General features: G+C 65.2%; 21 protein-coding genes. 6 read left to right on the forward strand and 15 right to left on the reverse strand.

Annotated elements, in window-relative coordinates; all coding sequences use genetic code 11:
• Window positions 1–209: 209 nt before the first annotated feature.
• Window positions 210–1,460 (reverse strand): IS256 family transposase, encoded by a 1,251-nt coding sequence (locus GNZ21_RS02360; protein ID WP_157321006.1) that lies wholly within the window; start codon window positions 1,458–1,460, stop codon window positions 210–212.
• A gap of 132 nt (window positions 1,461–1,592) precedes the next feature.
• On the opposite strand from GNZ21_RS02360, the gene GNZ21_RS02365 reads away from it, so the two are divergent.
• From GNZ21_RS02365 to GNZ21_RS02375, 3 genes are read left to right on the forward strand one after another with little or no spacing between them, the layout of a single operon-like run.
• On the forward strand, window positions 1,593–1,898 hold the full coding sequence (locus tag GNZ21_RS02365; RefSeq protein ID WP_157321008.1) for a MurR/RpiR family transcriptional regulator: 306 nt from the start codon (window positions 1,593–1,595) through the stop codon (window positions 1,896–1,898).
• A complete protein-coding gene (locus GNZ21_RS02370; RefSeq protein WP_157321010.1) occupies window positions 1,895–2,212 on the forward strand; it encodes a hypothetical protein in 318 nt (105 codons plus the stop codon). The genes GNZ21_RS02365 and GNZ21_RS02370 overlap by 4 nt, the downstream gene beginning before the upstream one ends.
• Window positions 2,134–2,577 (forward strand): DMT family transporter, encoded by a 444-nt coding sequence (locus GNZ21_RS02375; protein WP_157321012.1) that lies wholly within the window; start codon window positions 2,134–2,136, stop codon window positions 2,575–2,577. The genes GNZ21_RS02370 and GNZ21_RS02375 overlap by 79 nt, the downstream gene beginning before the upstream one ends.
• A 49-nt stretch (window positions 2,578–2,626) precedes the next feature.
• On the opposite strand, the gene GNZ21_RS02380 is transcribed toward GNZ21_RS02375, so the two are convergent.
• The 6 genes from GNZ21_RS02380 to GNZ21_RS02405 all read right to left on the reverse strand — a co-directional run bounded on the left by GNZ21_RS02380 (window position 2,627) and on the right by GNZ21_RS02405 (window position 7,707).
• Entirely contained in the window at window positions 2,627–3,424 is a 798-nt protein-coding gene (locus GNZ21_RS02380) for a hypothetical protein (RefSeq protein WP_157321014.1), read from the reverse strand.
• A 117-nt stretch (window positions 3,425–3,541) separates the two neighbouring features.
• On the reverse strand, window positions 3,542–3,751 hold the full coding sequence (locus GNZ21_RS02385) for a cold-shock protein (RefSeq protein WP_150461939.1): 210 nt from the start codon (window positions 3,749–3,751) through the stop codon (window positions 3,542–3,544).
• Between the two features lie 268 nt (window positions 3,752–4,019).
• Window positions 4,020–4,580, reverse strand: coding sequence for an HNH endonuclease (locus GNZ21_RS02390; RefSeq protein WP_157321016.1), 561 nt, complete (start codon window positions 4,578–4,580; stop codon window positions 4,020–4,022).
• 182 nt (window positions 4,581–4,762) lie between these two features.
• Entirely contained in the window at window positions 4,763–5,623 is an 861-nt protein-coding gene (locus GNZ21_RS15645; RefSeq protein ID WP_198345951.1) for a C40 family peptidase, read from the reverse strand.
• A 238-nt stretch (window positions 5,624–5,861) separates the two neighbouring features.
• Window positions 5,862–6,716, reverse strand: coding sequence for a C40 family peptidase (locus GNZ21_RS02400; RefSeq protein WP_157321018.1), 855 nt, complete (start codon window positions 6,714–6,716; stop codon window positions 5,862–5,864).
• A gap of 274 nt (window positions 6,717–6,990) precedes the next feature.
• Window positions 6,991–7,707: a metal-dependent transcriptional regulator gene (locus GNZ21_RS02405; RefSeq protein WP_188503773.1), complete on the reverse strand. Its 717-nt coding sequence runs from the start codon at window positions 7,705–7,707 to the stop codon at window positions 6,991–6,993.
• A 29-nt stretch (window positions 7,708–7,736) separates the two neighbouring features.
• On the opposite strand from GNZ21_RS02405, the gene serC reads away from it, so the two are divergent.
• Window positions 7,737–8,855 carry a phosphoserine transaminase gene (gene serC, locus GNZ21_RS02410; protein ID WP_188503774.1) on the forward strand — a complete coding sequence of 373 codons (1,119 nt, stop codon included), beginning with the start codon at window positions 7,737–7,739 and terminating at the stop codon, window positions 8,853–8,855.
• A 155-nt stretch (window positions 8,856–9,010) separates the two neighbouring features.
• Here the strand turns inward: serC and GNZ21_RS02415 are convergent, their stop codons facing one another.
• The 5 genes from GNZ21_RS02415 to GNZ21_RS02435 form a co-directional block, all read right to left on the reverse strand.
• A complete protein-coding gene (locus GNZ21_RS02415) occupies window positions 9,011–9,340 on the reverse strand; it encodes a DUF3027 domain-containing protein (RefSeq protein WP_157321020.1) in 330 nt (109 codons plus the stop codon).
• Window positions 9,341–9,342: 2 nt separating this feature from the next.
• Complete coding sequence (locus GNZ21_RS02420; protein WP_188503775.1) at window positions 9,343–9,726, reverse strand: cold-shock protein; 384 nt, start codon at window positions 9,724–9,726, stop codon at window positions 9,343–9,345.
• Between the two features lie 56 nt (window positions 9,727–9,782).
• Window positions 9,783–11,372: a sensor histidine kinase gene (locus tag GNZ21_RS02425; RefSeq protein ID WP_157321022.1), complete on the reverse strand. Its 1,590-nt coding sequence runs from the start codon at window positions 11,370–11,372 to the stop codon at window positions 9,783–9,785.
• 126 nt (window positions 11,373–11,498) lie between these two features.
• A complete protein-coding gene (locus tag GNZ21_RS02430; RefSeq protein ID WP_188503776.1) occupies window positions 11,499–12,236 on the reverse strand; it encodes a response regulator transcription factor in 738 nt (245 codons plus the stop codon).
• A 76-nt stretch (window positions 12,237–12,312) separates the two neighbouring features.
• Window positions 12,313–12,549: a hypothetical protein gene (locus tag GNZ21_RS02435; protein WP_157321024.1), complete on the reverse strand. Its 237-nt coding sequence runs from the start codon at window positions 12,547–12,549 to the stop codon at window positions 12,313–12,315.
• Between the two features lie 184 nt (window positions 12,550–12,733).
• On the opposite strand from GNZ21_RS02435, the gene GNZ21_RS02440 reads away from it, so the two are divergent.
• Complete coding sequence (locus GNZ21_RS02440; protein WP_157321026.1) at window positions 12,734–13,024, forward strand: WXG100 family type VII secretion target; 291 nt, start codon at window positions 12,734–12,736, stop codon at window positions 13,022–13,024.
• Between the two features lie 60 nt (window positions 13,025–13,084).
• On the opposite strand, the gene groL is transcribed toward GNZ21_RS02440, so the two are convergent.
• Both groL and GNZ21_RS02450 read right to left on the reverse strand, forming a co-directional pair.
• The gene (gene groL, locus GNZ21_RS02445) at window positions 13,085–14,722 is read right to left on the reverse strand and encodes a chaperonin GroEL (protein WP_157321028.1); all 1,638 of its coding nucleotides are present in this window, start codon (window positions 14,720–14,722) and stop codon (window positions 13,085–13,087) included.
• Between the two features lie 216 nt (window positions 14,723–14,938).
• The gene (locus tag GNZ21_RS02450) at window positions 14,939–15,565 is read right to left on the reverse strand and encodes a LytR C-terminal domain-containing protein (RefSeq protein WP_157321030.1); all 627 of its coding nucleotides are present in this window, start codon (window positions 15,563–15,565) and stop codon (window positions 14,939–14,941) included.
• An 83-nt stretch (window positions 15,566–15,648) separates the two neighbouring features.
• Here GNZ21_RS02450 and GNZ21_RS02455 point away from each other — a divergent pair, with 83 nt between their 5' ends.
• On the forward strand, window positions 15,649–16,350 hold the full coding sequence (locus tag GNZ21_RS02455; protein WP_157321032.1) for a uracil-DNA glycosylase: 702 nt from the start codon (window positions 15,649–15,651) through the stop codon (window positions 16,348–16,350).
• Here GNZ21_RS02455 and GNZ21_RS02460 read toward each other — a convergent pair.
• The coding region (locus GNZ21_RS02460; RefSeq protein ID WP_157321034.1) for a threonine/serine exporter family protein at window positions 16,330–17,515 on the reverse strand (1,186 nt) is incomplete at its 5' end. The genes GNZ21_RS02455 and GNZ21_RS02460 overlap by 21 nt on opposite strands.

Consider the following 17,515-nt stretch of genomic DNA (forward strand, 5'->3'; position numbering starts at 1 on the left):
GTCCGGCTACATCGCTCAACGCGCCGAATAAAACCTGCCCTCAATAACGCACGTCCACCGACAGGGGCTGCGCCGCACGGGTGACTCGATGCCTACCTGACCATCGAGAGGCGGTGGTCTTGGTGAGGTCAAGTCCCGTGAAGTGGTGTAGGTGGCTCTGTTGTTCTTCGAGGTTTTCGTTGGTCAGCAGGTAGTCGGGTGGGGGTCGGTTACGCGGCTGCTTCCAAGGCCGGCAGGTCATGGTGGTCGTGGGCCTCGGCGTCTGGGTCTAGTGCCTGTCGGCAGCGTTGGAGGACTTCGAGGCCGAGGTAACGGCGGCCTTCGGCCCATTCGTCGTTCTGCTCCGCCAGCACAGCACCGATGAGGCGGGTGATGGCATCGCGGTTGGGAAAGATCCCGACGACATCGGTGCGCCGGGGGATCTCTTTGTTCAGCCGCTCGTTGGGGTTATTCGACCAGACCTGGGTCCACACGTCCTTGGGAAAGGCGGCGAAGGCCAGGATCTCGGCCCGGGCGGCGTCGAGGTGGTCATGAACGGCTGGCAGCTTGGCTTCGAGGTAGTCCAGCAGACGATCGAACTGGGCGTTGACGCTGGCGGCATCGGGCTGGTCATAGACCGAGTGCAGCATCGCCTTCACCGCAGGCCACATGCTCTTAGGGCACACGCTCATCAGGTTCGCGGAATAGTGGGTGCGGCAACGCTGCCACACCGCTCCGGGCAGGTTGGCTGCGATGGCCTCTACCAGCCCGCGGTGGGCATCACTGGTGACCATCTTGACCCCGGCCAGGCCGCGGGCGACCAGGTCAGCGAAGAACGTGTTCCAGGCCGCAGCGGTCTCGGCGGTGGCTACCCGCAGTCCCAGGACTTCGCGGTGGCCATCGGCGTTAACCCCGGTAGCGACCAGCACCACCGCGTTGATCACTCGGCCGCCTTCACGGACTTTCATCGTCAACGCATCAGCGGCCACGAAGGTGAACGGGCCCGACTGGCCCAGGGGTCGGGTGCGGAAGTCAGCGACGTGGGCATCGAGATCCTCAGCCATCCTGGAGACCTGTGACTTCGACAACGAGTCGATGCCCAGAGTCTTGACCAGTTTGTCCATCCGGCGGGTGGAGACCCCAGCCAAATACGCGTCAGCGACCACGGTGATCATCGCTGATTCAGCGCGCTTACGCCGCTCCAGCAGCCAGTCGGGGAAGTAAGTGCCTTGGCGTAGCTTCGGCACCGCGACATCGACAGTGCCTACTCGGGTGTCCAGGGCCCGGTGGCGGTAGCCGTTGCGCTGGGTGACCCGTTCGGCACTGGGCTTACCGTACTGGGCACCAACCACGGCATCGACATCGGCTGAGAGCAGGGCGTTGATCATGGTCTGCAGCAAGCTGCGCATCAGATCCGGTGAAGCCTCGGAGAGGGCTTCCTTGAGCACCCCTGCAGGGTCGACAATATGAGGAGCGGTCATCGTGGTGATGTCCTTTCGAGTTGGGATGTGAGAGTTTCCTCGAAGGGGCCACCCGATGACCGCGCTCACGTTCATAACCGTGACAGTCACCGGGGACTACACCACTCTATGGGGCACTACTGAGCGCCCAGCTTGGCCGAGGCAACCAGCCCCGGCGAACTCACCGATGTGATCATCGCCAGCCACGCCGAAAGCCTGAGGGCCGCCCGTGGCACCCTGGATCAGAATGCGGTGGCCCGAGCTATCAGCACCTTACGCAGTGCCGGCCGGCTGCTGGTAACCGCTTCCGGCACTTCCCTTCCGGTGGCCACCGACGCCGCCTACCGGCTGACCATGTCCGGGTTGACCGCCCAGCACTCCGCCGACAGCTACTCCTCAGTGCTGCTGGCCGGGCTGCTGGCCCTGGACATGCCCAGCAGCGGCTCCAGCCACCCATGAGCAGCCCCGCACTGGCCATGGTGCTGGCAGCCGCGGTCTTCCACGCAGTGTGGAACCTGGCCGCCAAGACCGCCAAGGGCGACACCACCATCTTCGTGTGGCTGTACTACTCCCTGGGCTGCATCTTCACCCTGCCGGTGGGGATCGCCTACGCCGCACACACCGGCGCCAGCTACGGCTGGGAGCTGCCACTGGCTTCCTTCATCACTGCCCTGCTGCACATCAGCTACGCGAGATGCTGCTGCAGACCGGGTACCGCAAAGCAGATCTGGGTGTGGTCTATCCGGTGGCCCGCGGCGTCGGCCCGGTGCTGACCATCATTGTTGCCGTCTGCTTCCTGGGAGAGCGTCCGGAGACCATTGCCCTGCTTGGCGGCCTAATCGTGATCGGCGGTATTCTCATCGTCACCGGACGCAAGCTCTTCCGGCGCGCCTCGGGGCTGACCACGGGGCTCTTCTACGGCGGAGCCACCGGTGCGATGATTGCCACCTATACACTGTGGGACAACTTCACGGTCAATGCGTTCGGGGTGGACCCGATCCTCTACTTCAGTCTGGGCGGGGTCTTCCATTCCGCGTTGATGCTGCCCTGGGTGCTGCGCAAGCGCGAGCAGGTCCGCCCCACCTGGACTGCGGACCGCCGGCCGGTGATCATCATCGCCCTGATCGCCGTCAGCTGACTCTGAACATTCCGCTGCGCAGCGCTATGGCCAGCTCCAACGACGCCGCCTACTGGCCTTTCCCACGGATCCAGCTGGGCAGCCCACCGCCGTCACCAGGGTACTGGCCGCCCTGCGGCCCGGGTCCGCCCGGGCGGAAATGCTGACTAGACCCTGGCGGGTGCTGCTGCAGAGGGTACCCGTAGCTCTGGCCCGGTGCGCTGTGCCCGTCGGGCGGGGCTCCCCAGCCGCCGGGACCCTGTGGTTGGGGCCCGGCCGTTCCGGTGGGCGGGAGGCCATGACCGATGGGAGCACCGATGCCGGTGCGTTCCAGAGGGACACCCAGGAACAGGGCTATCTCACCGGCCTGCTCCAGCAATGGCTGCTGGCCGCCGAGTCCGCCGCGCCTTTGCTTGCCGATGAGCACCTCGGTGCCGTCACGCAGCACCACAGCCAAGTGGGAGATCCGGTAGCGGGTAGTGCCGTTCTTGTTCCGGGTGATCCGCTCCTCGGTGTGCAGGTGCAGGTGGTGGACCGCGGCGGCCTCGAAGCTCTGCTCATCCTTCTGCAGGCCCAGCCATCTGCTGGTTGTCGCACTGCTGTGCCCATACCGGGCCAGATGCGCCCGGATGCGCTGATTGCCTCCTACGATGAGTACGCCGATGCCCAGGAAGAAGAACGGCACCGCCAGGATCCACCACGGGGTGGGCATGTGCTCAGACTGGTAGTGGCCCCAGAAGATCGTGCCGCCGATGAGGCAGGCAAAGACGAACGCAAAAAGTGTGATTCCCACATTGATGCATGACTGCACGCCACCCCCGCTGCGCAGATCCAATGTGGTGCCGCCCTCGCCGTGGCGTATTCGCATGCTGATTCTCTTCTCCGTCCGGTTCCCGTTCTCCCCCAGGATAGCCAGGTTAAAAGGGAACGGCCCCCGGTTCCGCCATAGTGGCGGGCCGGGGGCCGTTCCTGGAAAAGACTCGGGTCAGAGAGCGCTGACGTTCTCTGCCTGCAGGCCCTTGGGCCCGGAAGCAGTCTCGAACTGAACCTGCTGGTTCTCCTCGAGGGTCTTGAAGCCGCCGTTGCCGGGGTCAATTGCGCTGTAGTGAACGAAGACGTCGTCCGTGCCGTCGGAGGGGGCGATGAAGCCGTAACCCTTTTCGGCGTTGAACCATTTGACGGTGCCAGTGGCCATGATGTTTCCTAACTGTGTTTCTTCAGATGCGCCGATACGTTCACGGCGCATTTCCTGCGACAGCCGGCCAGGCTGCTGCAGAAGTGTTGAGGCCACTGGGGTAAAGCAATGACGTTCAATACCCTCAGCCTACGCTACTGTCCCCGCACCGCCAACACCGAGTCATTAATTCTCCGCAAATCGCAACTGCCTAGGGCAGGCTGCGCAGCGGCCTGACCGGCTGCAGGCGGGAAGTCCGGTGCGCAGCCGGCCGAGGCTAACCGCGGCGTCAGTGACCCGTGCCGACGCTCTGCCGCTGCTGCGGGCCACCCCGGGCACCGAGCTGGGTTTCGCCTGCGGAGGGACTGGCCAGGAACGGCATCCAGGCATCGCGGGGGGCATCAAGCTCAGCGGGCAGCCACATATGGTGAACCGGAGCCTTGGGGGTGATCAGCAGCTTCCAGCCCAACTGCTCCAAGGTCTTATCCCCCTTGCGCACATTGCAGGGCCCGCAGCAGGCCACCAGATTCCCCCAGCTGGAGTCACCGCCGCGTGATTTGGGGATTACATGGTCCACTGTGGCGGCTGATTTTCCGCAGTATCCGCACTGGCGCTGGTCGCGGCGAAGGATGCTGCGCCGAGAAGGCGCAGAGGGGCGGCGTCGTGCGACTCGTACATACTGGTGGAGCAGGATTACTGCCGGACGGGGAATCAAGGTGGAGGGGGACACTATCGGATTCCCATCCTCGGCCAGTACGCTGGCCTTGCCGCGCATGACGAGGACCGCTGCGCGGCGCGAGGTCACCACGCTGAGCGGCTCGTAGCCTGCGTTGAGCACCAGGGTGCGCATTGTGTGTCCTAAGGTCTTCTTCTCACTCTGATGATTCTTTGTGTGCGGCGTCTGCTTCCCGATTCACTATAAACCCCAGCCGGGCGTTGCATGGTGCATGACTTTGGGCAGATACAGCTGTGGGGCGCCGCTCTCAACGAGCCGCACCCCACACTGGAGACCATTCTCAGCTGACCGGAGGGTCAGCCTCCTGGCCGGAGGATAGCAACAACGTTGTGCCAGCCCTCGTGGTAGCCGTGAGTAGTCACACCCTCTGCTGCGAGGGAAGCAACCATCTGACCGTTGCCCACGTAGATGCCTGCGTGGTAGGCGCTGCGGATGCCGGTGGAGATGACGATGTCGCCGGGCTGGGGGGTGGAGACGCGGGGCAGGGCGGCCAGCATGCCATGGGTGTTGCGCGGCAGGCTGATGCCGTGCTGGCGGTACACCCAGTTGATGAAACCCGAGCAGTCCATGCCCGAAAGGCTGGAGCCAGCCCAGACGTATGGAGTGCCGATGACGCTGTAGGCGGTGCCCACCACACCACCGTTATTCACCGGAGCCGGCTCTGCCGGTGCGGCAGTGGCTGCCTGGGAGGTGTCTGTGGTCTCGGTGACGGCAGAGGTAGCTGGAGCACTCTGGGACCCGGTGTCAGAGGCAGTCTGGGTGCCGGTGTCGGCGGCAGCTTGCGGAGCGGAAGTCGGCGCGGGCTCAGGCTCAGGCTCAGGCTCAGGCTCAGGCTCAGCGGCAGCCTCAGTGGTCACCGCTGGGCGGTCAAAGGCCAGCTCGAGCTCTGCCGAAGCGGTGACCGCTGCCGGCTGGGCAACGCTGGCAAGCTCAGCATCGGAGACATCAATGGCGACAGTGGCCTGTGCCCGGCCTTCAGCCTGGGGGGCCTCATCGGCCACAGCGGCCACTGTGGTGGAGAGCAGCAGGCCGGAGGTGCCGAGCACTACTCCGACGTTGCGGCTGGTCTTGGCGGCGCGGGACTTCACGCTGCGGCGGGCGGCGGCCTCGGAGGCCATGCGGCGCTCACGCCGGGTCTGGATAGTGGTCTCGTTCATCACGGAGACGACTTTATAACAGAACGATCTCAATGTCACATTTAGGTCACGGGGCGCGAAACTTTCGCTCTACTGCACCTCGGAGCCACCTGAAGAACTGAGTATTTTCTGGATACTTACTGTACGAATTGGGGTGGCCATACGGCGCTGAGCGCGCCTTAGCGAGTGCGTTAAACACCTGTGGGGTGCGGCTCCGAAGAGCTGCACCCCACAGGTGGGCATTTCAGAATGCTGCAGATCAGCCTGGACGGTGGTAGCTGGTCACGTTGTGCCAGCCGGCGTGCAGGTCGTGAACCCGCACACCGCCACTGGGGGTAGCGGAGATCACCTGGCCGTTGCCCACGTAGATACCGCCGTGGGTATTGCCATTGGCGAGCACGATGTCGCCGGGGGCAGGGCTGGAGACCTGGGGAAGGTTTGCCATGCCGTAGGTGGTGCGGGGCAGTCCGCCGCGGCCGGCCTGGTTGTAGGCCCAGTTGATGAATCCGGAGCAGTCAAAGCCGGAGGGGCTGGTCCCGCCCCATCTGTAGGGCGAACCCACACCGGAGTAGGCGGCGCTGACCACAGAGCTGCTGCCGCCGGAGCTGGAGGACCCGGAGGAGGAGCTCTCGGAGGATCCGGACTCACTGGAGCCGGAGGAGCTCTGCTGGCTCTGCCCGGAGTTGGAGCTCTGCGGCTGCTCCTGCTGTTGCGGCTGAGACTCCTGCTGAGCGGGCTCGCTCTGCTGGACCGGCTCAGGCTCGGGCTCCGGCTCCGGTTCGGGCTCAGGCTCGGGAGCTGACTCCGAGGAGAAGGCCGGGCGCTCAATACCCAGCGACACCTCCGCAGGAGCTTCTACGGTGGAGGAGGCCTCAACAGTGGAGGCCCGCTCAATGGTCAGTGAAGAGGCCGGCACATCCACGGTGGTGGCGGTGCGACCTTCTGAGGCGGTGCTGTCATTGCCGCTATTGGCATTGGCTGCCACACCGGTGCCGATCACCAGGCCGGCGGAGGCCAGAACTGCGGCGGCGGTGCGACCTGCGGCGCCGGTGGTGGCGCGCTGCTTCTGGGCGCGACGAGCACGCCGAGAATCAAAGATGGTGTTGTCAGTCACGAGTGTTGAAACCTTTCCCTGCCGGTTGCGGTAGCTTTGCGAACTTTCCTCCGGCCGGCTTGCAGGGTCGGTGCCGGCTGAAGAATTTTGGAGCAGTTCGGACTACTGCTCCAAGCACGTGGACGACTTTATAACAGATTGATATCGATGTCACGTTTAGGTCACGGCGGGCGTGCCTCGGCGCATTACTGTGTCACAGAATCGTCACGCGCGCCAAACTCAGCGCGTCCGCTGTGGCGAAGAACTCAGTGCGCCTCAGCTGCCTCCGCTCGGCTCAGCGCTCGTTGACGAAGATGTGCTGAGCAACCTCAAGGGGCAGCTCCACTTCGAGCCTGCCCTGCTCCGGATCCTCCACGGTCAGCAGAGCGTATGCCTCAGTCAATCCGGTGACCTCCACCGGCACCCCGGGGCGCAGACCCACCTCAAGGAGCTGTTCCAGCACCTCGGGCTCCACCTGAATGGACTCGGCGAGTCGCTGGACTTTCCAGGGTGTGGGGCCGGCGGCGGCGTCGTACTCCTCGGCAGCCTCCCGCAGCGTCTTGCGCGCCAGCATCGACGGGTGCGCACCGGTGACCCCCAGCTGCTCCAGCCCGGGGATCGGATTGCCATAGGGAGACTCCACCGGGTCATCGAGCAGCTCCACCAGTCGGCGCTCCACCCGTTCGCTCATTACGTGCTCCCACCGGCAGGCCTCCTCATGGATATAGGGCCATTCCAATCCGATCACATCGGAGAGCAGACGTTCCGCCAGGCGGTGCTTGCGCATCACCTGCACCGCCAGTCCCCGCCCTGCCTCCGTGAGCTCCAGCTGCCGGGACTCAGTCAGCCGCAGCAGACCGTCACGTTCCATCCGAGCCACTGTCTGGGACACTGTGGGCCCGGAATGCTCCAGCCGTTCGGCGATCCGGGCGCGAAGTGGAACGATCCCCTCCTCCTCTAGGTCGAGGATGGTGCGCAGATACATCTCAGTGGTATCGATAAGATCGGTCACGAGACCAGCATATATATCAAGGAGTGTCTGTGACCCCGGAGACCATCACCATCCCTGCAGAGCTGCTGCCCCAGGACGGCAGGTTCGGAGCCGGCCCCTCCCGGGTGCGCCCTGAACAGGTCCGCGCTCTGGTGGACTCAGGGCGGCACTTGCTGGGCACCTCGCACCGTCAGGCGCCGGTGAAGAACCTGGTGGGCGGCATCCGGGAAGGCCTCAGCGAGCTGTTCAGCCTTCCGGAGGGCTATGAGGTGGTGCTCGGAGTCGGCGGGGCCACCGCTTTCTGGGACATCGCCAGCTTCGGCCTGGTCACCGCCAAGGCCCAGCATCTCTCCTTCGGGGAGTTCGGCTCCAAATTCGCCAAGGCTACCGACAAGGCACCATTTCTGCAGCCCAGTTCCATCCTCACCGCGGAGCCGGGCACCCGTCCGGAACCCGCAGCCGAACCTGGAGTGGATGTCTACGCCTGGCCGCAGAATGAGACCTCCACCGGGGTGGCCGCTCCGGTGCGCCGGGTACCAGGGGCCGACGACGACGCCCTGACAGTTATCGACGCCACCTCGGCTGCCGGCGGACTCGCAGTGGACATCGCCGAGACAGATGTCTATTACTTTGCCCCGCAGAAGAACTTCGCCTCCGATGGCGGGCTGTGGGTGGCGGTTCTCTCACCGGCTGCCGTGGAGCGGGCGGAGCGGCTGGCCGCTGAGCGCTGGATCCCCGATTTCCTGAGCCTGACCACCGCCATTGAGAACTCCCGGAAGAATCAGACCTGCAACACCCCGGCGCTGGCCACACTGGTCACCTTCGAGGAGCAGATCCGGTGGATCAACAGCTCTGGGGGCATGGGCTTCGCCGCCGCCCGCACCGCAGACTCGGCCGGCCGGGTCTACCAGTGGGCGGAGGCCCATGCGGTGGCATCCCCATTCGTAGCCAGGGAGGAGGACCGCTCAGCTGTAGTGGTCACCGTGGACTTCGATCAGACCGTGAATGCCGCCGCTGTGGCGGCGGCACTGCGGGCCAACGGGATCGTTGATGTGGAGCCCTACCGGAAGCTGGGCCGGAACCAGCTGCGGATCGCCACCTTCGTGGCCACGGATCCGGAGGATGTCAGCCAGCTGCTGTCCTGTATTGATTTCATCCTGGAAGGATGAGCGGGTCGCCGCGTCGGCAGGGGACCCCAATGCTGCTATGCAGGATTGGGGCCGAGGTGGGGTGTGCTGGAACAGGGATAGGGTCCACTGCTCCACAGATTCGGCTGCGGCTGCGGCTCCCCGCTGGACAGCCGTGCCGGAAATGCTCCGCTCGCCTACCCGGCTGAGGATTCCCGCTCGGTATCGGTGACCCGCTCCGACCAGGGAACCCATTCCGGGGCCAGCAGAGCGTCCTGGCCGGGAAGCATGCCGAGCTCACAGACCGTGGCCTTCTTGGACCGGGGAGCCCGCGCCAGGGTCACGTACCACTCCCAGCCTCGGTAGCCGGGCTTCTCAGCGGCGAACCGGTGAGTGAGCAGGCGGTCGCCGTCGGCCTTGGCGCTCAGGTGCTCCCCGATCTGCTCGGTGGGCGCGAAGTCCATCAGGGCAGCACGGGCGGCGTCGACGGCCTCTGCCAGTACCGGGTCCTTCTTATAGCTGGGCATGCTCAGGCGTCGAAGTCGTCTGCTACCCGGCGCAGCAGGGCAGCGATCTTCCGGGACTGTTCAGGTTTGGGGTAGTACCCCTTGCGCAGCTGACCTGTGGTGTTGTCCAGCATGTTCACCAGGTCCTGGACCAGCTCACCCATCTCCTCGGCCGGCTTGCGGGTGGCACGCACTACAGAGGGCGCTTCGCCGAGTACCCGCACGCTGAGCGCCTGTTTGCCGCGGCGCCCGTCGGCGATGCCGTACTCCAAGCGGGTGCCAGCTTTGACCGTGCTGACCCCAGAGGGCAGCACGGAGGAGTGCAGATAGGCCTCCTGGCCGTCGTCGCCGGTGACGAAACCGAAGCCTTTATCGGCGTCGAACCACTTCACTTTTCCCGTAGGCACGTCAATCCTTCCTCGAAATTGAGCGAATACCAGCGTACCCCCAAATGCGGGCCTTATCACTCCCGGGAGCCCAGGGCCGCCGAGCGGAACTGCTCCAGCTCCTCCTCGGTGAGGTCCACTTCATGCTCCTCATCCGCGGCGGCGGCCTCCTGGTCCAGGGGCAGCCGCAGGGTCATGGTGGCCCCGCCGCCTGGGGTCTCTGAATGCCGGACGCTGCCGCCGTGCTGCGCGGCGATGGCCGCACAGATAGCCAGGCCCAGTCCGGTGCCCCCCGTCTCGCGCTGCCGGGAGTTGTCCGCCCGGTAGAACCGTTCGAAGATCTTCTGCGCATCCTCAGGTTCGATGCCCTCCCCGTGGTCACGGACCTCCAGCACTGATTCCTGCTTGCCTTCGACGAGGCTGTCGGTGCCCACCGCCAGCTCAATGGGAGTACCCTCCGGGGTGTAGCGCAGGGCATTGGTGACCAGGTTGGTGACGATCTGCCGGATCCGGCCCTCGTCCCCCATCACCGGTGCAGGGGCGGGGGATCCGCCCGCCAGGCCGATCACCTTGACCTCCCGATCCGGGGCGTTGACGGTCATATCCATCACCGTCTCATGGGCAATGATGTTCAGGTCCAGAGGCTTGTTCTCCAGGGCGCGCTGCTCGTCCAGCCGCGCCAGAGTGAGCATATCCTCCACCAGCTGGCCCAACCGGGTCGCCTCGGACTCGATCCGCCCCATGGCGGTTCCCACGACTTCCGGGTTCTCCCCGAGCCCACCCTGCCGGTAGAGCTCGGAAAACCCGCGGATGGTGACCAAGGGGGTGCGCAGCTCATGGGAGGCATCCTGGATGAACCGGCGCATCTTCTCCTCGGAGGCTGCTTTCTCTGCGAAGGCCTCCTCAATATGCTCCAGCATGGTGTTCAGCGCTGCGGCAAGGCGGCCAATCTCTGTCTCCGGGGGTGAGCTGGTGCGCACCCGCTGGCTGAAGTCTCCCTCGGCGATGGCGGCGGCGGTCTTCTCCACCTGCAGCAGCGGGCGGAAGGCCCGCGTAACCAGCGAATAGGCCATCACCGAAGCTCCTAGAGTAGCCAGCAGCCCGATCGTGGCGACGAGGAAGCTGGCGCGCTCCACCGATGTCTCCAGATTGTCCAGGGGCAGGGCGATGACCACCGTCTCCTCCTGGTGCTGCAGGTCCACTGCCATCATCCGGAAGCCCCGCGAATTGGGTTGGGTTCCGGGCACTTCGAAGGCCTGGTATCGGATCTCGCTGGCCTCCTGCGGGGTCAGCCGCGGGATCTGCGGGACATCAGCGGTCTCGGAGTTCGCAGTGCGCAGATTAAGGTTGGGGATCGGCTGGCCCTCATCGTCCAGCAGCCAGCCGTAGAACCGGGAGATAGCCTGCAGCTCAGCGTAGGTGGGCCCGCTGTCCTCCTCATCGGAGGGCAGGTCATCGCGCAGTGCGTAGAAGTAGTTGGCCAGGGTCTGTGCATTGGAGGCGAGCTCGGAGTCCATATTCCGCTCCAGCTCCTGGCGGAACAGGCTGGCGGAGACGAAGGTGGTGACCACCAGGGTCAGAAGCAGCAGCCCAGAGGTGATGGTGACCAGCTGGGTGCGCAGGGAGGTTCGCCGCCACGCCCGGGAGACTGCATTCAGGAGGGCCATATGTCAAGCCTACGACGGCGCATGCTCACCTCAGTACGAACGTGTTGGCAGGGCGGGAGGCGGCGGCGCACCCAGTGGTGCCGGGGGGCCACCGAGTACCGCTGTGGGGCTCAGTGCCCGGGGCCGTCAGGACGCGGTGGCCCCCTGGGCGCGCTGACGGCGCTCCCAGGTCTGCAGCACGTATCCGACCCCGCGTTTGGTCTGAATCGCCGGGGCGCCCTCAGCGCCGGAGTCGATCTTGCGGCGCAGGTAAGAGATATAGGACTCCACGATGGAGGCATCTCCGTTGAAGTTGTACTCCCAGACGTGATCGAGGATCTGCTGCTTGGAGAGCACCCGGTTGGGGTTCATCATCAGGTAGCGCAGCAGTTTGAACTCGGTGGGCGAGAGCTCGATGATTTCACCGGCTCTGCGGACCTCGTGGGCGTCGTCGTCGAGTTCGAGGGTATCGATGGTGATGACCGCATCCTCATCCTCGTAGGGCGCGGTGCGCCGCAGCACGGCTTTGATGCGAGCTACTACCTCGTCCAGCGAGAACGGCTTGGTGACATAGTCATCACCGCCGACGGTGAGGCCGGTGATCTTGTCATCGGTGTCGTCCCGGGCGGTGAGGAACAGCACTGGGAAGTGTTTGCCGGAGGCGCGCAACCGGCGGGTGACGGTGAAGCCGTCCATATCAGGCAGCATCACATCGAGTACCGCCAGATCGGGCTGGAACGCCTCGGCAGTGTCCAGGGCTTCACGTCCGTTGGAGGCTGCGGCCACATCGAAGCCGGCAAAACGCAGGCTGGTGGCGAGCAGTTCACGGATATTGGGTTCGTCATCGACGACGAGCAGCTTGGCTTCCGGAGTTTTCTCAGTCACGCATGCCAGTTTCACGCCTGATCCTGGGAGCGGGCTGTGAGGATACTGAAAGATGAGTTGAAGGGCGAGCTGCCGCTCAGTCGGAAAGCGCTACCCGCCGGCGGGTCCTCAGGGTGGCCAGCAGGTAGCCGCACATCAGCGCGAACCCCGCGGGAAAGCCCCAGAGCGCGGCCCAGTACAGCCCAGGATGCGGGCGGGCCTCGGCAAAGTACAGGCCCAAGATGATGAGCAGAGCAGTGAAGCTGACGGCAGTGACGGCAACACCCAGCAGCAGGCTGATCCGCGCCGCGGGTCCGGTTGAGGATGCTGGCATACCCCTGATTCTAACGCTGCTGGAGTTTTCCCCAGGCGGCAACCAGCACTGCCGGGCACGCCGGATGCTCCCCAGTGCCCAGCAGACCGGCACTCCTGCCCGGGGCGCACCTCTAGCGTGAGCTGCAGGAGAGGCCCCCGGCCCTCTTCGCACACCAGCTCAAGAATCAGAAAGGATCACCACCATGGCAATCTTCCAGATCGACACCGGCGACCTGATGGCAAAATCCGGCACCGTGGAGGCCACCCTGAGCCGCATCCAATCCGATGTGAACTCCATGGAGGGTCAGCTGCGCCAGCTGCAGGAGACCTGGAAGGGCTCTGCTGCCCTGGCCTTCCAGGATGTGCTCACCCAGTGGCGGGCCACCCAGGTTCAGGTGGAGCAGTCCCTGCAGAGCGTCCGGCAGGCGATGGCCGCGGCCTCCACCCACTACGAGGAGGTGGAGAGCACCAACACCCGCATCTTTGCCCGCTGATCCCGGGCATAGAAAAACCCGCAGACACCTCAGCCTGCGGGTTTCTCTATGGGGTAGGGGCTACATCATGCCGCCCATGCCACCCATACCGTCCATATCGGGGGCGCCGCCGCCGGCCGGAGCAGGCTCCGGCTTATCGGCGACCACGGCCTCAGTGGTGAGGAACAGGCTGGCAATGGAGGCTGCGTTCTGCAGTGCCGAGCGAGTCACCTTCACCGGATCGGCCACACCGGCCTCGAGCAGGTCCTCGTACTCGCCGGTGGCGGCGTTGAGGCCCTGGCCGGTGGGCAGGGACTTGACCTTCTCGGCGACCACGCCGGCTTCGAGGCCTGCGTTGACGGCGATCTGCTTGAGCGGAGCCTCGATGGCGTACTTGACGATATTGGCACCGGTGGCTTCGTCGCCCTCCAGGGAGAGGCTGTCGAAGACGGAGGCGCCGGCCTGGATCAGGGCCACGCCGCCGCCGGCGACGATGCCCTCGTCCACAGCGGCCTTGGCGTTGCGCACGGCGTCCTCGATGCGGTGCTTGCGCTCCTTGAGCTCCACCTCGGTGGCGGCACCGGCCTTGATGACGGCCACACCGCCGGCCAGCTTGGCCAGCCGCTCCTGGAGCTTCTCGCGGTCGTAGTCGGAGTCGGTGTTCTCGATCTCAGCCTTGATCTGGTTGACCCGGCCGGCGATCTCGTCGGCGCTGCCGGCGCCCTCCACGATGGTGGTCTCATCCTTGGTGACAACCACCTTGCGGGCGGTGCCCAGCAGGTCCAGGGTGGCGTTCTCCAGGGAGAGACCCACCTCCTCGGCGATGACCTGGCCGCCGGTCAGGATGGCGATATCGGCCAGCATGGCCTTGCGGCGGTCGCCGAAGCCCGGTGCCTTCACGGCCACGGACTTGAAGGTGCCCTTGAGCTTGTTGACCACCAGTGCGGCCAGGGCCTCGCCCTCCACGTCCTCGGCGATGACCAGCAGGGGCTTGCCGGACTGCATGACCTGCTCCAGGATGCCGATGACGTCCTTGACGGAGGAGACCTTGGAGTTGACGATCAGGATGTAGGGGTCCTCCAGGACGGCTTCCTGACGCTCAGCGTCGGTGACGAAGTAGCCGGAGAGGTAGCCCTTGTCGAAGCGCATACCCTCGGTGAGCTCCAGCTCCAGGCCGAAGGTGTTGGACTCCTCAACGGTGATCACACCTTCCTTGCCGACCTTGTCCAGAGCCTGGGCGATCAGCTCGCCGATCTGCTTATCAGCAGCGGAGATGGAGGCAGTGGCAGCAATCTGCTCAGTGGTCTCGACCTCCTTGGCGGAGGAGAGCAGCTGTGCGGTGACTGCCTCAACTGCGGTGTCGATGCCGCGCTTGAGGCCCATCGGGTCAGCTCCTGCTGCCACATTGCGCAGACCCTCCTTGACCAGGGCCTGAGCGAGCACGGTGGCGGTGGTGGTGCCGTCGCCGGCAACGTCGTCGGTCTTCTTGGCGACCTCCTTGACCAGCTCGGCACCGATCTTCTCGTAGGGATCCTCGAGCTCGATCTCCTTGGCGATGGAGACGCCGTCGTTGGTGATGGTCGGTGCGCCCCAGGACTTCTCGAGCACAACGTTGCGGCCGCGGGGGCCCAAGGTGACCTTGACGGCGTCGGCGAGGGCATTGAGCCCACGCTCGAGGCCGCGGCGGGCCTCTTCGTCGAATGCAATGGTCTTAGCCATAGTGGCACTGTCCTTCCTGGACTGTGGTTTCGATTCGCGTCAATACGTCGAACCTGGCTCAGATGCCCGCGACGGACGGCCGCGCCCGGGTGTCACTCCAGGCACATCGATGGCCTCACCTGAATGGTTCGGTTAGCAGTCTCGACACGAGAGTGCTAAGACAATTTTTAGCACTCTGGGCCCTAGAGTGCAAGATTCTAAGAGCTCCGCAGGACCCTATTCGGCCGCGTTCGGGTCATACTCCGGGCCGACCACAACCACCATGGTCGCCCAGGCGCCGGACTCGGTGACGGTCTCGATCTCCAGAACCTCGGCGAGGGCCTCAGCCTGAGCCTGCTGCTCCTCAGAGGGGTAATAGATCATGGGCGTGGTAGGCGGGTTGCCCCAGTTAGCGAAGTCCCAGTCCATGGGATCGCCCACATCAAGGCCCAGCTCCTCGAGCTCGCCGCTCATCGAGCCGGCCGAGCCAGCAGGCCCCCCGGCGTTGACGGCCCGCACAGTGTGCCCGTCGGCGAGCGCCTCAGGCAGCTCGCCCTCCTGACCCTCCTGCGGATCCTCGGCCTCCTCGCCGTCCTCCTCCGGATCATCCTCACCGTTCTCCTCGGGAGTCTGCTCCTGCTCATCCTCCTCGGCGGGGGGCTCCTCCTCACTGTCTCGGGTGAGGAACCAGACGGCGCCGACGATCAGTAGGACTGCCACAACTGCCAGGGCGATCCACTTGCCCATACCGGACGGTCCGGCTGCTCCGCCGGAAGGTTTGGCGCCGGGGGCACGGTGCTTGCCGACTTCATCGGGCCGGTAGGGCTGGACGTCGTCGAACACGTCATGGGGGAACTGGGTCATGCCCTCATCCTACGGCGGAGCGGCGCCCCCGGCCCGGATTTCCGGCTGACATGACACCCGGTCAGTGTTCTAGGCTGAGTTCAATGAGCGTCTTCAAGCAGCTGATCGACCCTTTGGACCCCGGCTGGGAGCAAGCATTGGCACCTGCGGAGGCCGATTTCGCCGCAGTCGCGGAGCAGCTGAAGGAACGACGACGCCGCGGGGAGCAGATTCTGCCCGAGCCTGCCAATATTCTCCGTGCCTTCCGGCAGCCCTTTGAGGAGGTCAAGGTGCTGGTGCTCGGCCAGGACCCCTATCCCACCCCGGGGCACCCGATTGGGATGTCCTTCGCTGTGGCTGCCGATGTGCGCCCGCTGCCGAAGTCCCTGGTGAACATCTTCAAGGAGCTCCAGGAGGATCTGGGCATTGAGCCCAGTCCCCACGGGGATCTCACCGCTTGGGCAGAACAGGGTGTTCTGATGCTCAACCGTGCCCTGACCGTGACGGCCGGTGCCCCGGCGAGCCACCGCGGGATCGGTTGGGAGGCAGTGACCGGACAGGCGGTCCGGGCACTGGTGGAGCGCGGCACTCCGCTGGTCTCGATCCTCTGGGGCGGGCAGGCCAGACAGCTGCAGCCGGTGCTCAGCGCCGGGGAGCGCACTGCGGTGATCACCTCACCGCACCCCTCGCCGCTCTCGGCGTACCGGGGGTTCTTCGGCTCACGTCCGTTTTCCCGCACCAATGAGGCTCTGCTGAGCCTGGGCGCCGAGCCGGTGGACTGGCAGCTACCGCCGGCGGGCGCGTGAGCGCTCATTGGACTGCAGCTCTGCGGTCAGCGGGCGCATGACCACATCGCCTAGCACAATCCCGGCGGCGATCGCCATGATGATGATCAGCGCATTGAACAGCTCGAAGAGGCCGCCCATCATGGAGGCGACTGTGTTGTCGATGGCCAGCTGGTACATGCCGCGGAAGATCATGAGTCCGGGCAGCATGAACATCATCGCAGGCACCGCCACCACCAACTGCGGGGCGCCCAGGCGCAGGGCCACCACCCGGCCCAGTGCCCCGACTATCAGGCCGCCGATGACCGGGGTGAACCTATCGCCCAAGCCGATCAGCTCCCCCAGGTACAGGGCGCAGAAGCCCAGCGCACCCACCACTCCGGTGGGCAGGATCAGCAGCGGCCGGGTCTGCTCCACGATGGCCGCGGCGCAGCAGGCCAGGAACACCAGCAGAATCAGCACAGGTGCCGGATAGATGCGAGTCAGGCCCTGGGCGAGTTCGGTCTGATAGATCCCCACCATTTCGGAGCCGACCACAGCGGCCATAATCCCGGAGGTCATTCCGGCAAAGGCGATGGTCACTGAGACCAGGCGGCCGGCCGCGGTGATCGGGAAGCCGTTGATGGCATCCTGAATGGCGCCTACGATCCGCACACTGGGCAGCAGGATCATCAGTCCGCCGGCGGTCACCATCGAGGGGGTGATATTGGCATCCAGCCCAAAGGCGATCATGGCGAATGCTGAGACGATGAAGCCCCCGGCGGCAAGGGTGAAGAACTCCGGCACCCGCCAGGCGGTCAGCTGACGGACCACCCAGATCACCAGGATTGTGGCCGCGAAACCAGCTAACGCATCCAGGATGGGGGCACCCAAGAAACTGGCGAAGAAGCTGGCGAACAGCGCTCCGCAGAGAGTGACTATCCAGCGTGGATAGGGCTTGGGCTGGCGGGTGATCTCATCCAGCTGGGCCTCGGCCTCCCCGCGGGTGAGCCGGCCGGCGGTGATATCGGTGACCAGCCTGTGCACTGCGGAGAGCGCCTGGAAGTTGGAGGACCAGGAGCGCACCACCCGGACTCGGGAGTAGGGGATCTTCCCCTCCGGAGCCCAGTTGAGGCTGATCGACTGGTTGGTGATGTCCACATCGGTGTTCTTCATCCCAAAGGCCGCAGTGACCGCGATGATCGAG

Origin of the sequence: Nesterenkonia alkaliphila (assembly GCF_009758175.1) — a bacterium.
In the GTDB taxonomy this organism is placed as follows: Bacteria; Actinomycetota; Actinomycetes; order Actinomycetales; family Micrococcaceae; genus Nesterenkonia; species Nesterenkonia alkaliphila.

Excerpts from the sequence above, each read along its gene's own strand:
- groL (WP_157321028.1), bottom strand. The coding sequence starts at position 14,722 with ATGGCTAAGACCATTGCATTCGACGAAGAGGCCCGCCGCGGCCTCGAG.
- GNZ21_RS02370 (WP_157321010.1), top strand. The coding sequence starts at position 1,895 with ATGAGCAGCCCCGCACTGGCCATGGTGCTGGCAGCCGCGGTCTTCCAC.
- GNZ21_RS02440 (WP_157321026.1), top strand. The coding sequence starts at position 12,734 with ATGGCAATCTTCCAGATCGACACCGGCGACCTGATGGCAAAATCCGGC.
- GNZ21_RS02425 (WP_157321022.1), bottom strand. The coding sequence starts at position 11,372 with ATGGCCCTCCTGAATGCAGTCTCCCGGGCGTGGCGGCGAACCTCCCTG.
- GNZ21_RS02435 (WP_157321024.1), bottom strand. The coding sequence starts at position 12,549 with ATGCCAGCATCCTCAACCGGACCCGCGGCGCGGATCAGCCTGCTGCTG.
- GNZ21_RS02415 (WP_157321020.1), bottom strand. The coding sequence starts at position 9,340 with ATGCCCAGCTATAAGAAGGACCCGGTACTGGCAGAGGCCGTCGACGCC.
- GNZ21_RS15645 (WP_198345951.1), bottom strand. The coding sequence starts at position 5,623 with ATGAACGAGACCACTATCCAGACCCGGCGTGAGCGCCGCATGGCCTCC.
- GNZ21_RS02450 (WP_157321030.1), bottom strand. The coding sequence starts at position 15,565 with ATGACCCAGTTCCCCCATGACGTGTTCGACGACGTCCAGCCCTACCGG.
- GNZ21_RS02385 (WP_150461939.1), bottom strand. The coding sequence starts at position 3,751 with ATGGCCACTGGCACCGTCAAATGGTTCAACGCCGAAAAGGGTTACGGC.
- GNZ21_RS02390 (WP_157321016.1), bottom strand. The coding sequence starts at position 4,580 with ATGCGCACCCTGGTGCTCAACGCAGGCTACGAGCCGCTCAGCGTGGTG.
- GNZ21_RS02455 (WP_157321032.1), top strand. The coding sequence starts at position 15,649 with ATGAGCGTCTTCAAGCAGCTGATCGACCCTTTGGACCCCGGCTGGGAG.
- GNZ21_RS02360 (WP_157321006.1), bottom strand. The coding sequence starts at position 1,460 with ATGACCGCTCCTCATATTGTCGACCCTGCAGGGGTGCTCAAGGAAGCC.
- GNZ21_RS02380 (WP_157321014.1), bottom strand. The coding sequence starts at position 3,424 with ATGCGAATACGCCACGGCGAGGGCGGCACCACATTGGATCTGCGCAGC.
- GNZ21_RS02375 (WP_157321012.1), top strand. The coding sequence starts at position 2,134 with ATGCTGCTGCAGACCGGGTACCGCAAAGCAGATCTGGGTGTGGTCTAT.